The sequence below is a fragment of the Collinsella sp. AF11-11 genome (genome assembly GCF_003465485.1).
In the GTDB taxonomy this organism is placed as follows: Bacteria; Actinomycetota; Coriobacteriia; order Coriobacteriales; family Coriobacteriaceae; genus Collinsella.
In genome coordinates, this window is sequence record NZ_QSAS01000007.1 from 56,221 (window position 1) to 70,814 (window position 14,594).

At 53.2% G+C, this 14,594-nt stretch carries 12 protein-coding genes and 1 tRNA gene; 11 read left to right on the forward strand and 2 right to left on the reverse strand.

The features are described 5' to 3' along the window. Window positions 1-49: 49 nt before the first annotated feature. Both DWV58_RS05940 and glgB read right to left on the reverse strand, forming a co-directional pair. Window positions 50-2,476 (reverse strand): glycogen/starch/alpha-glucan phosphorylase, encoded by a 2,427-nt coding sequence (locus DWV58_RS05940; protein WP_117776499.1) that lies wholly within the window; start codon window positions 2,474-2,476, stop codon window positions 50-52. Window positions 2,477-2,570: 94 nt separating this feature from the next. After that, window positions 2,571-4,847: a 1,4-alpha-glucan branching protein GlgB gene (gene glgB, locus DWV58_RS05945; RefSeq protein ID WP_117776500.1), complete on the reverse strand. Its 2,277-nt coding sequence runs from the start codon at window positions 4,845-4,847 to the stop codon at window positions 2,571-2,573. Between the two features lie 331 nt (window positions 4,848-5,178). Here glgB and DWV58_RS05950 point away from each other — a divergent pair, with 331 nt between their 5' ends. The 11 genes from DWV58_RS05950 (at window position 5,179) to DWV58_RS05995 (ending at window position 14,592) form a co-directional block, all read left to right on the forward strand. After that, on the forward strand, window positions 5,179-5,868 hold the full coding sequence (locus tag DWV58_RS05950) for an HAD family phosphatase (protein ID WP_117776501.1): 690 nt from the start codon (window positions 5,179-5,181) through the stop codon (window positions 5,866-5,868). Between the two features lie 9 nt (window positions 5,869-5,877). Next, window positions 5,878-6,519, forward strand: coding sequence for a thiamine diphosphokinase (locus DWV58_RS05955; RefSeq protein WP_117776502.1), 642 nt, complete (start codon window positions 5,878-5,880; stop codon window positions 6,517-6,519). Window positions 6,520-6,588: 69 nt separating this feature from the next. After that, window positions 6,589-6,664: transfer RNA gene (locus DWV58_RS05960), tRNA-Ala, on the forward strand. 770 nt (window positions 6,665-7,434) lie between these two features. Next, the gene (locus DWV58_RS10010) at window positions 7,435-7,620 is read left to right on the forward strand and encodes a transcription termination/antitermination NusG family protein (protein ID WP_233540524.1); all 186 of its coding nucleotides are present in this window, start codon (window positions 7,435-7,437) and stop codon (window positions 7,618-7,620) included. A 21-nt stretch (window positions 7,621-7,641) separates the two neighbouring features. Beyond that, window positions 7,642-7,986 carry a KOW motif-containing protein gene (locus DWV58_RS05965; RefSeq protein ID WP_233540525.1) on the forward strand — a complete coding sequence of 115 codons (345 nt, stop codon included), beginning with the start codon at window positions 7,642-7,644 and terminating at the stop codon, window positions 7,984-7,986. Window positions 7,987-8,073: 87 nt separating this feature from the next. Continuing rightward, window positions 8,074-9,954, forward strand: coding sequence for a nucleoside-diphosphate sugar epimerase/dehydratase (locus DWV58_RS05970; protein WP_233540526.1), 1,881 nt, complete (start codon window positions 8,074-8,076; stop codon window positions 9,952-9,954). Window positions 9,955-9,969: 15 nt separating this feature from the next. Beyond that, entirely contained in the window at window positions 9,970-11,223 is a 1,254-nt protein-coding gene (locus tag DWV58_RS05975) for a DegT/DnrJ/EryC1/StrS aminotransferase family protein (protein WP_117776504.1), read from the forward strand. 40 nt (window positions 11,224-11,263) lie between these two features. Further along, complete coding sequence (locus tag DWV58_RS05980; protein WP_117776532.1) at window positions 11,264-11,932, forward strand: sugar transferase; 669 nt, start codon at window positions 11,264-11,266, stop codon at window positions 11,930-11,932. Next, window positions 11,932-12,717, forward strand: a complete 786-nt coding sequence (locus tag DWV58_RS05985; RefSeq protein WP_117776505.1) for a glycosyltransferase family 2 protein — start codon at window positions 11,932-11,934, stop codon at window positions 12,715-12,717. The genes DWV58_RS05980 and DWV58_RS05985 overlap by 1 nt, the downstream gene beginning before the upstream one ends. An 11-nt stretch (window positions 12,718-12,728) precedes the next feature. After that, window positions 12,729-13,502 carry a glycosyltransferase family A protein gene (locus tag DWV58_RS05990; RefSeq protein ID WP_117776506.1) on the forward strand — a complete coding sequence of 258 codons (774 nt, stop codon included), beginning with the start codon at window positions 12,729-12,731 and terminating at the stop codon, window positions 13,500-13,502. Window position 13,503: 1 nt separating this feature from the next. Continuing rightward, complete coding sequence (locus DWV58_RS05995; protein ID WP_158564532.1) at window positions 13,504-14,592, forward strand: EpsG family protein; 1,089 nt, start codon at window positions 13,504-13,506, stop codon at window positions 14,590-14,592. Window positions 14,593-14,594: the final 2 nt, after the last annotated feature.

The following is a 14,594-nucleotide window of genomic DNA, read 5'->3' on the forward strand; positions in this document are numbered from 1 at the left end:
GGTCGCGCCCGTCGAGTAATGCCGTGTGGCAAAGGGGGCTCGCGCGCCTTTACGCGTGCCAGATCTCGTCGCGGTACTCGCGAATGGTGCGGTCGCTCGAGAACCAGCCGGAGGAGGCGGTGTTGAGCAGGGCCTTGCGGTTCCAGGTCTCCTGGTCACCATAGCTGTTCGTGAGCTTTTCCCATGCATCCACGTAGCTACGGAAGTCGGCCATGACCAGGTCGGGGTCGTTGTTGTTCATGAGCTCGTTATAGATGCTCTCGAAGTTGCCCGAAAGACCCGCAAACGTGTTGTCCTTGAGCTCGTCCATCACGCGGCCCAGACGCTCGCGGTCGCCGTTGAGGGTATCCCACGCAAAGTAGCTGTTCGATGCCCAGAGCTGCTCGACCTCGGGGGCGGTCAGGCCAAAGATGGCCTCGTTCTCGCGGCCGGCCAGATCGGCGATCTCGATGTTGGCGCCGTCGAGGGTGCCCAGCGTAATGGCGCCGTTCATCATGAGCTTCATGTTGGACGTGCCCGAGGCCTCCTTGCCGGCCGTGGAGATCTGCTCCGAGATCTCGGCGGCGGGGTAGATGAGCTGGGCGTTGCTCACGCGGAAGTTGGGGATAAAGCAGACCTTCATGACCTCGTTGACGCGGGCGTCGTTGTTGATGACTTCGGCCACGGAGTTAATGAGGCGGATGGTCTCCTTGGCGAAGGTGTAGCTCGAGGCAGCCTTGCCGCTAAAGATGAAGGTCGTCGGCGTCACGTGGAAGTTGGGATCGGCGATGCGACGGTTGTAGATGTCCATCACCTTCATGATGTTCATGAGCTGGCGCTTGTAGGCGTGGAAGCGCTTCACCTGAACATCGAAGACGGTATTGGGGTCGATGACCAGACCGGTCTCGGCCTTAACATAGGCGGCCAGACGCTCCTTGTTGGCGCGCTTGGAGGCGCCCACGGCCTTGAGGAACTCGGTGTCGTTCTGGAATTCCTTGAGCTTCTCCAGCTCAAAGGCGTCCTTGAGCCAGCCATCGCCAATGGCCTCGGTCACGAGCTTGGCGTAGGTGGGGTTGGCCTCGGCAAAGAAACGACGGTGCGAGATGCCGTTGGTCTTGTTGTTGAACTTCTCGGGCGTCAGGGCATAGAAGTCCTTGAGCACGATGTTCTTGATGATGTCGGAGTGAATCTTTGCCACGCCGTTGACGCTGTGGCTGCAGATCACGGATAGGTTGGCCATGCGAATCTCGCCGTCCCACAGAATGGCGGTCTGGCGCAGACGCTCCTGCCAGCCCTCCTGCGTGGTGTCGAACGACTCGTGCCAGCGACGGCTGATCTCGTCGATGATCTGGTACACGCGGGGGAGCAGCTTGGAGAACGTGCCGATGGGCCACTTCTCCAGGGCCTCGGGCAGGATGGTGTGGTTGGTGTAGCTCACGACCTGCGTCACGATGTTCCAGGCGTCATCCCACTCGAGCTTCTTCTCGTCGATGAGGATACGCATGAGCTCGGGGCCGCACATGGCGGGGTGCGTGTCGTTGGTGTGGATGGCCACAAACTGCGGCAGCAGCTCCCAGTTCTCGCCGTGCTCCTTCTCAAAGGTGTCGAGCAGGCTGTAGATGCCGGCCGAAACGAACAGGTACTCCTGCTTCAGGCGCAGCAGACGACCGTGCTCGCCGGCGTCGTTGGGGTAGAGGATGGCGCTGATGGCCTCGGCCTCGGCGCGCTCGGCGTCGGCCAGGGCATAGTCGCCGCGGTTGAAGGCCTCAAGGTCAAAGTGCTCCTCAACCGGCTCGGCAGCCCAAACGCGCAGCTTGTTGACGGTATCGCCGGCATAGCCCACAACGGGGATGTCGTAGGGGACGGCCAGGATGTCCTGCGTGTCCACCGTGCGGTAGAACGTGCGGCCGTTCTCCTCAAAGCCCTCAACATGGCCACCAAACTTGATGGTCACGGCCTTGTCCTGACGACGGACCTCCCAGGGATAGCCGTGGGTGAGCCACTCGTCGGTGGTCTCGACCTGGCTGCCGTTGACGATCTCCTGCTTAAACAGGCCGTAGCGGTAGCGCATGCCGTTGCCGTAGCCGGCAATGCCCTCGGCTGCCATGGAATCCAGGAAGCATGCGGCCAGACGGCCCAGGCCACCGTTGCCCAGCGCCGGATCGGGCTCCTGGTTCTCGATGACGGACAGGTCAAAGCCCATGTCGTCGAGCGCCTCGGCGACCATGTCGCGCACGCCAAAGTTGAGCAGGTAGTTGTCGAGCAGGCGGCCGATCAAAAACTCGATCGAGAAGTAGTACACGCGCTTCTTGCCCTCGGCGGTAACACGGGCGTCACTCTTGGTGGCAACGGTGCGCGCCTTCTCGGCCACGAGCTTGGCCAGGGCGTTAAAGCGGTCAAGGTCGCTGGCGGCCTCGACGCTCTTGCCGCTAATGCTCATGACGGCATCGCGATAGAGCTCGGTAAACTCCTGCTTGTTGTCGAAGATCTTATTCATACGTTCCTTTCCCCCGGGGATGTTTCTCCCGGAACGGTTATGACTTGTATCCTACGCCTCGTCGGGGCGGGTAATTACAGCTGTAACGGTTTTGTTACGCATCCTTGGCAGACGGCTTAACAGAAGCAGACTTGGCCTTGGTAGCGGCCTTTTTGGCAGCCGGTTTCTTGGCTGCGGCCTTAGCAGCGGGCTTTGCGGCAGCCTTGGCCTTGGCCTTGGTCGTCGTAGCCTTGGCCTTAGCCGGAGCCTTCTTAGCAGCCGCAGGCTTGGGCTTCACCGAAGACATGCGCTTTTTGGGCGCAGCCTTGGGCTCCTCGACCACGGGCGGCTTATAGCTGCTGGGACCGCGGCGCTTAAGCACCACGCCAGCCAGTCCGGGCACCTTAATCTCAATGGAGTCCATCTGCCCGTTCCAGGGATAGGGCTCGCTCGAGCAGGTGTAGGGCTCCTCGCCGGCATATCCGCTGCCGCCAAACTCGGGACGGTCGGAGTCAAAGATGACCTCCCAGTCACCCTCGCGCGGCACGCCCACGCGGAAGCTCTCGTAGCTCGCCGGGTCAAAGTTGATCAGAATCACCAGATCGTCGTCGATGTCCTCGCCCTGGCGCACAAAGCTCACGACGGACTGCTTGGAGTTATCCGCGTCGATCCAGGTAAATCCGTCGTCGGTGTAGCCACGCTCGTACAGGGCGGGCTCGGCGGTGTACAGGTGGTTGAGTGCCTTGATAAACGCCTGATGATGACGGTGGGTCTCGTACTCCTCGGTCAGGAACCACTGGATGGACTCGTAGTAGCGCCACTCAATAAACTGGCCGATCTCGTTGCCCATAAAGTTGAGCTTGGCACCGGGGTGCGTCATCTGGTAGAACGCCAGCGTGCGCAGGCCGGCAAACTGGCGCCACCAGTCGCCCGGCATACGGCCGATCAGCGAGCACTTGCCGTGCACGACCTCGTCGTGGCTCAGCGGGCAGATAAAGTTCTCGGTAAAGGCGTACATGATGGAGAACGTGAGCAGGCCGTGGTTGCCGGGGCGCCACGGAAAATCGGTCTGCATGTAGTGCAGGGTGTCGTTCATCCAGCCCATGTCCCACTTGTAGTGGAAGCCTAGGCCGCCGTCCTGCGGCGGATAGGTCACGAGTGGCCACGCGGTGGACTCCTCGGCCATCATCATCACGTCGGGGAAGTGGGCCTCCACGGCGCAGTTGACCTGACGGATAAACGCGCTGGCGTCCAGGTCCTCCTCGGTACCGTACTTGTTGAACTTCTTTTGGCCGGGATCGTCGATGCCAAAGTTGAGGTACAGCATGCTGGACACGCCGTCCATGCGAATGCCGTCCACGTGGAAGTTCTCGAGCCAGTACAGCACGTTGGAAACCAGGAAGGAGCGGACCTCGCCGCGGGCAAAGTCGAACTTGTGCGTGCCCCAGTTGGGGTGAATCTCGTGCTCAAACAGCATGTGGCCGTTAAAGGTGGCAAGGCCGTGGGAGTCGGCGCAAAAACCGCCGGGCACCCAGTCCATGATCACGCCAATGCCCGCCTCGTGGCACGCATCGATAAAGTGCATGAGCTGCTGCGGGTCGCCATAGCGCGACGTGGCGGCATAGTAGCCGGTCGTCTGGTAGCCCCAGGAGCCATCGAAGGGATGCTCCATAAGCGGCATGACCTCGATATGCGTGTAGCCCATGTCGTGCACGTAGTCCACGAGCTCGACCGACAGGTCGTCGTAGGTGTAGAACTCGCCGCGCTGCGCGGGGAAGGGGTCCATGGGACCGGGGTAGTTGCCGTACTCGTCCGGCTCGCCCTGTGGCGCGTCGCCGTGGCGCTTCCACGAGCCAATATGCACCTCGTAGATGTTAAGGGGCTGCGACATGTGGTTATGACTGGCGCGGCGCTTGAGCCATGCGGCGTCGTTCCACTTGTAGCCATCGAGGGTCCACAGCACGCTTGCCGTTCCCGGAGGGCACTCGGCCTTGAAGGCGTACGGATCGGCCTTGTAGAGCTTCTCGCCCTCGTTGGTCTCAATGAGATACTTATAGAGCTGACCTTGTTCTGCGCCAGGAATAAAGCCTTCCCAAATAGCGCTCGTATGCACGGGCACCAGAGGGTTGGCTTCCTCATTCCAGTTGTTAAATTCGCCAATGACATGGACGCTCTTTACGTCGGGCGCCCAAACGCAAAAGCGCCAACCGCGCGTACGGTTCTGCGTGTCGGGGTGCGCGCCCATCTTTTCCCAGCTGCGCTCCCACATGCCAATGCCAAACAGGTAGACATCGTCTTTAGAGAGCTCCGGTGCGTGCGGGGCGGCTTTACGGGTAGCAGGCTTTTTGGTTGCTGGCTTTAGCTTTGTATCGCTCACGTTTGATCCCATCATGACGCGGCAGCGTGTTGCCTTGGTGACTAGATGCGAAAGGTCCAAGGCTGCACGAATCGAGGGGACGGCGATAGTTCTATGATTCGTTCCACCTCGCGTGCTCGGTGGAACTTTCGGCACGAAATACGATAACACCTGTTCGTTACTTTTATGGAGAAAAGTGGATTTGCGGCGGCGTTTAATCGGCGAGCGCCATGTTTATACCACTGGCAGAATTGCGATGGTAAAACTCTTGACAGTTTTACCAAATAGAGTTTCTAGACTATTAGATTAACGTTTGGTAAAACGTTTTTAGCAGGATGTTTACCATTTGACATCGAAAGGTTCGTTTATGTCCCAGACCGCTGCTCCCAATGTCGCTTTTATTTTCGATTGCGACGGCACACTGGTTAATAGCACCCCCGTCTGGGGCTATGCCCAGCCCGAGTTGTTGCGACGCCACGGAGTTGACGTGACGGTCGACGATTTTGCCCAGTTTGAGCATTTGTCGCTCGAGGATGAGTGCCAGGCCTACCACGACACCTGGGGTATTGGAGCGAATGGCGAGGAGCTGTATCGCGAGCTGAGCGACATCCTGATTGATGGCTACTCCAAGGTGCCACCGCGCGAGGGGCTCTTGGCATTTTTGGAGCAGGCGAAGGCGGCGGGCATTGCCATGTGCGTTGCCACGTCTACGCCAGCCGAGCTGGTTAAGTCTGCGCTTGCGGGCGCCGGGCTCGATGCCTACACGGAGTTTGTGACCACTACGGGCGAGGCGGGGCGCTCCAAGCAGTTCCCCGATGTGTACGAGCTGGCGCTGCGTCGCCTGGAGGAGCGCCACGGGTGCGAGTTTGAGCGCGCGTGGGTGTTTGAGGACGCAGTCTTTGGCCTTAAGAGCTCTGGGGTCGCCGGCTTTAAGCGTGTGGGTATTTATGACCCGCATGGCCGCATGAAGCGCGACGACGTACGCGCCAACTGCGATATCTTTATCGACAGCTACGAGGAGCTGGATCTGGCCCGCGTTCTTTCGTTTGAGGGATAGGCGAGAGCTGTGGCTTGTAAGGTATTAGTGGTCTGTGGTTCGCCCGTTGTGGCAAGCGCGGAGCTGCTGCGCCAGCTGGTGGGGGAGTGTGACCACGTTGTCGCCGTGGACCGCGGGCTCGACGCGCTGCTGGGCGCCGGTCTGGGCTGCGACGTTTATGTGGGGGATGCCGACACGGTGAGCGACGCAGGCCGCGCGATGGTCGATGCCGCCGAAACCTTTGAGGTAGAGCGCCACGACCCCTACAAGGACTATACCGATCTGGCGCTGGCGCTCGATGCCGTCCGTCGCCGCTGGCCAGGTGCCGAAGTGGTCGCGACTTGCGCCACGGGCGGCCGCCCGGACATGGCCCTGTCCGTATTGGGCCTGCTCGCGGGCTACGAAGATGCCCCCATCTGGATCGCCGAGGACAAGGTGGTTGCCCGCATCCTCCACGCAGGTGAATCGTGGACCATCGAAGGCGCCGAGGGCAAGACGTTCTCCATCATCGCCATTGCCCCCAACACCGAGGTAAGCGAACACGGCCTAGAATGGGAGCTAGATCACGCCCCCCTGGGCTTGTTAGCCGACACGGGCATTAGCAACGTCGTCAGGTCAACAGCCACGATTCAAGTCCACACCGGCATCGCCATCGCTTTTCTATATCAATAGGCATTTAGAGTCTGGCTCAAAAAAGTCCTTGCACGCCGTGCCAACTTCCCCTATAGTATCTCCCGTCACGGGGGCGTAGCTCAGCTGGGAGAGCGCTTGACTGGCAGTCAAGAGGTCAGGGGTTCGATCCCCCTCGTCTCCACCATCGTGAATGCAAAGGTCTTCGGTATTTCGAAGGCCTTTTTTCATATGAAACACCACACGCCACAAACCCCACCTACGCCAACAAAAAGTTGCACAATTTATTTCCCATGTCTGTACATAGTTTGTTATCCAATCGCAATTACCGGTGCAGCTCGCTGCTCCATTTGGGCTTCAGGAACGCTCCCAATTATTGCCAGCACCCCAATAACCTGCGTAAACGTGAACAGCATCCCAAAACAACCCCCTTAAGCACGTCAAATGAACGATATGTTGTCCAACGCAGCCCAAATCAGTTTAACTAACAGCTTGTGCTAGGATACCTAACGTTACATGAGTTCAACTGTGCTCATGGCCCCAGCAAGCCACAAAGCGCAGGGTCGATCAGCATCCGGCCGTAACGGCGGTGCCAGAAACACCACGAGCTCCAATAAAGAAGTCATGCGACGTTGTTTATTTGCATCGAGTTTATTCTCAAATGCAAATAAGTATTAGATCGCATGCAAATACGTAGCAGTTCTTCAGCTGTTTGCGTGCGGTCCAGTTTTGAAATTACTTGACCGGCTCGCACGCAGCCAGCTGGAGATGCGGTCATTTTGTGATACACGTCCGCGTCTCTAGCAACTGCTTTTATACATACCGTTCACGGTGGGGCAGAGCCACGTGCTTGTCTGACTGGGCTCAGGGTTTGAATATGGAGCGCCTTCGCGCACAAGCGCCCTGGCGAAGCCATACCCAAACCCCGCGAGCCACACGTAAGACAGCAAGGGGGTGGTGCTCGTGTGGTATGTGATCCAGGTCATTAACGGTCGAGAAGATGTAATGCGCGAGCGCATCGAGCACATGGTGCCGGCTGGTGCCATGCGAGAGCTCTTTTATCCCCAATATCAAACCGAGATTAAGATACACGGCGAATGGGTCAAGACGATCAAGCCGCTCTTTCCCGGTTATCTTATCTGAGATACGGCAGATCCCCGAACCGTGCAACAGTATCTGCTGCGCATGGACGACTTTGCCCGGGTGCTTTCCCAGGACGGTCAGTTTGTGCCGCTGGCAAAAGAAGAGGTCCAGCTTATTAGCGGCTTTACGCATAGGGGAGACCGCGTAGTGCCCATGAGCGAAGCCCTAAAAGACGGCGACCAGGTCGTAGTGACGGCAGGCCCGCTGCTGGGCCACGAAGGCCTTATCAAAACCATTAACAGACGCAAGAGCACTGCCTATTTGGAGCTCGATCTATGCGGCCGTCGCGTTACTACGCGCGTTGGCCTCGCGGTGCTTTCAAACGAGCAGCGCGCAATGCGAAACCTTAAAAAGGCGATCGCCTAGCTGCAGGCGGCTGTCTAACGGGATAGGGAGGATCCCCGGGGGCGGGGACGTAGACAACGGGATCAATAGGGAAGAGTAGAAGAGATTTTGAATACCGAATCTAAGAGCGCAAAGCAAAAGGGGAAGCTGAGTACCTTTGAGCCGTATGCGTTGATGGCATATGACATTGCGGCAACTTATATTGCTGTGTTTGTTGCATCGTGGGGAACGCAGCATTGGGCGACGCTCAGCGGAGCAGCCGGCGCATGCCCGGCTATTCTTGTGCTTGCGCTTGTTAACGTTGTCGTCTTTTGGTTCTTCCACATGTATAGCAGCCTTTGGCGCTATGCGAGCATTTCCGAGGCTGGACGTATTGTTGCTGCTGTAACGGTAGGCTCAGTCATTGGCGATGTTATCTTTAACGTGTTATTTGGCAAGGGCATGACCCTTCGCGAGGACGTTATGGCATGGGCTGTCTTCCTCATTATTTGCGGAGGCGGACGCTTTGCGATTCGCGCCATTTATGGTAGCCAGCTCTGGCGCTTTAAAAGCAATTCCGATGCTCATCTCCCGCGTACGCTCATCGTAGGAGCAGGGGAGACCGGCTCTCTTTCCATCAAACGTATGCTCAACGGAGACCCCGATATGATCGGTGATCCGGTTGCCGTAGTTGACGATGACCCCAATAAGCAAAACCAGCGTATTCATGACGTTAAGGTCTACGGTACTTGCGCCGATATCCCTACTATTGCGCACGATTGCGAAGCAGAACAGATTGTCGTGGCAATTCCTAGCGCTACGCATGAAGAGCGTCAGCGTATCTATGACCTGTGCATGAAGACAGGTCTTAGGGTTCTCACGCTCCCCAATGTCCGCGATATTCCGCAGGATGGTGTAGGCAGGGTTGCTCTTCGTGAGGTCGAGATCAGCGACTTGCTTTCTCGTGAGGAGAAGTCTCTTGACCTTAACCAGATGGGCTATGTTACCGGTAAGCGCATTTTGGTCACGGGCGGCGGCGGATCTATTGGCTCAGAGCTTGTACGTCAGCTGCTTCCGGCAAAGCCTGCGCAAATCGTGTTGTTCGACATTTACGAGAACACTACCTATGAGCTGTATCACGACATCATCAAGACCGCTCATGATCAAGGAACTGATATTCAAGTTTATATCGGCTCCATTACGCATCTCCCTGCGATTACCAAAGTCTTTGAGAAATACCATCCGCAAGTTGTTTTCCACGCTGCAGCCCACAAGCACGTTCCTCTTATGGAACACAACGCCCGCGAGGCAATCGAGAATAACGTTTTTGGCACGCTCAACGTCGTGCGCCTTGCCGACAAGTACCAGTGCAGTCACTATGTGCAGATTTCCACCGATAAGGCCGTTAATCCCACTAACGTAATGGGTGCCACCAAGCGTATGGACGAGATGATCGTTCAGTATTACGCGGCAAACAGTAAGACCATCTTTACGGCTGTTCGCTTTGGCAATGTTCTGGGTAGTCATGGATCGGTTATTCCGCTGTTTAAGCGCCAGCTTCGTGAGGGTGGCCCTATCACCATTACGCACAAGGACATCACGCGTTACTTCATGACCATCCCCGAGGCTAGTAAGTTGGTCATTACTGCTGGTGCACTTGCTCATGGCGGCGAGATCTTTGTTCTGGACATGGGTGAGCCGGTCAAGATCTACGACCTTGCCATCAACCTTATTACGCTGAGCGGTCTTAAGCCTGGCATAGATATCCAGATCAAAGAGGTCGGCCTGCGTCCTGGCGAAAAGATGTACGAGGAGCTTCTTATGGACAACGAGCAGCTCCTGCCTACCGAGCATTCCGAGATTCGCATTTCCACAGCCGAGGCCGACAGGATGGAAGAGATCAAAGACAAGCTCGAGAAGCTTCATGACTGCCTCGACAAGGATAACGACACGGTTAAGTCCGTTCTCGCTGAGGTTGTACCTACATATCATCCGCAGTTTAACGATTAGGGATAAGGAGCCAAGATGGACATTAAACCCTTTGAGAACAAGGTTTGGCTTAGCTCGCCGACCATGCACGGCGATGAGCTCAAATACGTTACCGAGGCATATGAGACTAACTGGATGTCAACGGTAGGCGAGAATATCAACGAAATCGAACGCCAAATGGCTGAAAAGATTGGTTGCGGCTATGCCGTTGCCCTTTCTTGTGGTACTTCTGCCTTGCATCTTGCCATGAAGCTTGCTGGAATTAAGCCCGGTGATGAGGTCCTTTGCAGCGATATGACGTTCGACGCAACGGTGAACCCAGTTGTTTACGAGGGCGGTGTCCCTGTATTTATCGATACCGAGCGAGACACTTGGAATATGGATCCCGTCGCTCTTGAAAAGGCCTTCGAACTGCATCCGACTGCAAAGGTCGTTGTGGCGGCGCATCTATACGGCACGCCTGGCAAAGTTGAAGAACTTCGTTCAATTTGCGATGCGCACGGGGCCGTCCTTGTTGAGGATGCTGCTGAGTCACTTGGTGCCACGTATAAGGGTCGTCAGACCGGCACGTTTGGTGACATTAGCGCCATTAGCTTTAACGGCAATAAGATCATTACCGGTTCCGCTGGTGGCATGCTTTTAACTGATAGTAAAGAGGCAGCCGATAAAACTCGCAAATGGTCGACCCAGTCGCGCGAAGCCGCTCCCTGGTACCAGCATGAGGAGCTTGGTTATAACTATCGCATGAGCAATGTAATTGCCGGTGTCGTGCGTGGCCAGATTCCGTATCTGGAGGAGCATATTGCCCAAAAGAAGGCTATTTACATGCGTTACAAAGAGGGCTTTAAGGGTCTGCCGGTGAGCATGAACCCCTATGACCCTAACGTTTGTGAGCCTAACTTCTGGCTTTCTTGCATGCTGATTGATCCCGATGCGATGTGCAAACAGGTTCGTGGCGAGAGTGAGGCGCTTTACGTAAGCGAACCTGGAAAGAGCTGCCCCACCGAGATTCTTGAGGCTATTGCCGCCATTAACGCCGAGGGTCGTCCAATATGGAAGCCTATGCACATGCAGCCTATTTATCGCATGAATGCTTTCGTGACGCGCGAGGGCAATGGTCGAGCTAAGACCAACGCGTATATTTCCGGCGGTGCAACGGGTACAGATGGCTTGCCTTTGGATATTGGCGCCGACATCTTCCATCGTGGTTTGTGTCTGCCCTCCGACAATAAGATGACTCCCGAGCAGCAGGACGTAATCATCGAAGTGATTAGGCGTTGTTTTGAGTAGGCTTGGTAACGAAACATTCTATCAGCGCTACGGCAAGAGGATGATTGACGTCACTCTGTCCTGTCTTCTCTTGGCGCTTTTTTGGTGGGTACTTGTCATCGTGGCCGCTCTCGTACGCGTCAAACTTGGCGGGCCTGTGTTGTTCAAACAGCCACGGCCTGGTCGCGGTGAAAAGATTTTCGAACTATATAAGTTTCGAACGATGACGAACGAACGTGATGAGAATGGCAAGTTGCTTCCTGATAAAGTACGCCTTACCAAGTTTGGTAAGGCGCTTCGTGCAACAAGTCTCGATGAACTGCCTGAAGTCTTCAACATCGTGAAGGGCGATATGTCGATTATTGGCCCAAGGCCACAACTTGTTCGGGATATGGTATTTATGACACCCGAGCAGAGAAAACGCCACATAGTAAGACCAGGCCTCTCAGGCCTCGCCCAGATTAACGGACGAAACGCCATCGCATGGGACGAAAAGCTCGCATACGACTTGAAGTACATCGATCAGATTTCGTTAAGTGAAGATATTTCGATTTTCTTTAAAACGATTTTAAAGGCTTTCGTCAAACAGGAAGGAATAACCGAGGAAGGCATGGCCACGGCAGCTGATTTAGGCGATTACCTACTTTCAGTAGGAAGAGTGTCTCGTAACAAATATGATGCTCTTCAGATTCAGGCAAAACAATTGATTTCTGAAATGAGCGTGAAGTAATGACCACTGCTTGCAGCAACTTCGGTCTTGTTTCAATTGTAATGCCGGCATATAATTCTGAACCTTTCATTGATGAAAGCATCAGGAGCGTTCAGTCTCAAACTTACGGTGATTGGGAGCTCTTGATCGTTGATGACTGTTCTACCGACAAGACAATTTCAATCGCAAACGAAATCGCTCGTGGTGATTCTCGAATCCACGTTTTTCAAAATAAGCAAAACTCCGGCGCGGCTTATTCAAGAAATCGTGCACTACGAGAGGCCAAGGGTGATTGGATTGCATTTCTTGACAGCGATGACTTATGGGATAAGGAAAAGTTAGCGAAGCAGCTTTCCTTTATGAGGGATAATCGGTGCGGGTTTTCCTATACAAAGTATGAGACTGTTGACGAGAAAGGCAGGCCGCTTCAAAAGAGTTTTAGCGGGCCTGCTCGTATCGACAGGGCTGGTATGCGTTGTTACTGCTGGCCCGGGTGTTTAACGGTTATGTATGACGCGCATATCGTTGGCGTTGTGCAAATCGCAAATCTTAAGAAGCACAATGACTACGCCATGTGGTTGAATGTAATTGATGTTGCCGATTGTTTGCTTTTACCAGAAGTGCTCGGTCGTTACCGCGTGAGATCTTCTTCCATTTCGCATGGGACGTCAAAATTAATCCAGGCCAAACATTTATATAAACTTTGGAATAGCAGAGGATGCTTCAAGGCTACAGCTCTAGGTCATACAGCATTAAATATTGCTTGTTCTTTTTATAAGAAGATTAGATATGTTCATTCCTTTTGACGGGAGCCAAGATGAGCGATCGCGTTGAGGTGCTTATTGCGGCTTTGGATTGTAATCCTGAGTCGCTTATAGATAAAATGAATATTCAGACAGACGCAATTGTCGCCAATCAATGTGACGAAAATAGGATTTATGACTTTAATGCGAACGAACATTGTATTAAAGTTTTGAACTTTAATGAACGCGGCGTAGGTCTTAACCGTAATAATGCCCTGATGAGAGCTACTGCGGAGTATTGTCTCATTGCTGACGATGATATGGTCTATCTTGATGGATATGAAGAAATAGTTTTACGTGCTTTTAAAGAAAACCCTAATGCCGATGTCATTATTTTTAACTTAGAAGAGCCAATACCGCATCGTTTTATTAATAAGAAGAAATTTACGGTTGGATTTTTTAATTTTATGCGCTACGGTGCGGCGAGAATGGCTATCAGATTAGATTCGATTCGGACAAACGGCGTGTTCTTCAATCTTTGTTTTGGTGGGGGAACTGATCATTCTCATGGTGAGGACACGCTCTTCCTGGCTGATTGCCTAAAAAAGAAGCTACGCATCATTGCGGTACCAGATTACATAGCTTGTTTGACTGAAGAGCGAGAGTCAACGTGGGAACAAGGTAAGAATGAAAAATATCTTCGCGATCAATCTTTGCTCTTTTCTTTAATCGATAGCCGTAAATGGAAATTGTTGTGTTTACAAGACGTAATTAGGCACGGTAATGAATTTACTGTTTCTCGGTTAAAAGCGCTAAAAATTATGTTAAATAACGGGCGGAGCATGTAACGTGGGCGCCATTGCTAACTATCCACTCGGATCTCTTATATATTTTCTCGTATTTATTATTGGAATTGTTGTCGCCAATGAGGCTCAAGCCAGCGATAGAAAAAAAATACTTGTATTCATAGCCTGTGTTTTAGCTTTGTTTTTCGGTCTAAGAACTGAAAAGGTCGGCATTGATACCGTTAACTACTTAAGATACTACACTGAGACCATACAATACGGACCAAACATAACCGCAAGTTGGTACGACACGGTATATGTTTATGGAATGTCTTTATTTCGAATGGAAAATGGGTTTTACTTATTTAATTTCATTGTTTCATTTGCAACGAACTTATTGATTCTACTTCGTCTCTGGGATTTTAAAGAACAAGTCAATTTAAGCCTTTCGTTCGGACTCTTTTATTCCTTTTTTATTCCAGTTGAACTAAATATTGCGAGACAGTTATTAGCGATTGCCCTTGTCTTCTGGGGCTCTAGATATATTTTTACCCATAAAGTTTGGCTGTTTTTAGCGTTTCTATTATTCGCAGTTGGAATTCATAGATCGTCTCTGATTGCGATTTTGCTGCTATGCGCTCTCTATTTTATTAAAGACGAGATGTCCTATTCTTCTCGAACGGTGCTTTCTTGTGTCAGCCTAGTTATGCCTGTTTGCGTAATAGCAGCGCCTATTATTTTAATTAATACAGGTTATTTGACAGACTATGCGAAATACTTTGAATCGAACGATATTAAAATTGGCCTAATGACAATTCTCAAGTTACTCGTTTTGTTCATTGGTCTCTCTAAGCACAAGCTTTTTCAACGTTTTGATGTGCAAGGTAAAGCCACTGTTATCTTTACCATAGTTGGCCTAGCAATTTCGATCATTGGCTATTTATTTGATTATATGGAGAGGATCGGATATTTCTTTTCGATATTCGATGTCGTCTCCCTTTCATATCTTGCTCGAGCGCAAAAGGATATTGGTAATGCGGAGTATGAACGCATGATATGGCTGTTGAGCCTCTATGTTTTGTTTACTGCTCTATCCGGAAATGGACAGGGCATTCTCCCTTATGAATCGCTATGGTTTCACTTTACAGTTTGAGG

What these genes read in the sequence shown, in the direction of transcription:
- DWV58_RS05980 (WP_117776532.1), top strand. Translation starts at nt 11,264, where the DNA reads ATGATTGACGTCACTCTGTCCTGTCTTCTCTTGGCGCTTTTTTGGTGG.
- DWV58_RS05985 (WP_117776505.1), top strand. Translation starts at nt 11,932, where the DNA reads ATGACCACTGCTTGCAGCAACTTCGGTCTTGTTTCAATTGTAATGCCG.
- DWV58_RS05975 (WP_117776504.1), top strand. Translation starts at nt 9,970, where the DNA reads ATGGACATTAAACCCTTTGAGAACAAGGTTTGGCTTAGCTCGCCGACC.
- DWV58_RS05990 (WP_117776506.1), top strand. Translation starts at nt 12,729, where the DNA reads ATGAGCGATCGCGTTGAGGTGCTTATTGCGGCTTTGGATTGTAATCCT.
- DWV58_RS05940 (WP_117776499.1), bottom strand. Translation starts at nt 2,476, where the DNA reads ATGAATAAGATCTTCGACAACAAGCAGGAGTTTACCGAGCTCTATCGC.
- glgB (WP_117776500.1), bottom strand. Translation starts at nt 4,847, where the DNA reads ATGATGGGATCAAACGTGAGCGATACAAAGCTAAAGCCAGCAACCAAA.
- DWV58_RS05950 (WP_117776501.1), top strand. Translation starts at nt 5,179, where the DNA reads ATGTCCCAGACCGCTGCTCCCAATGTCGCTTTTATTTTCGATTGCGAC.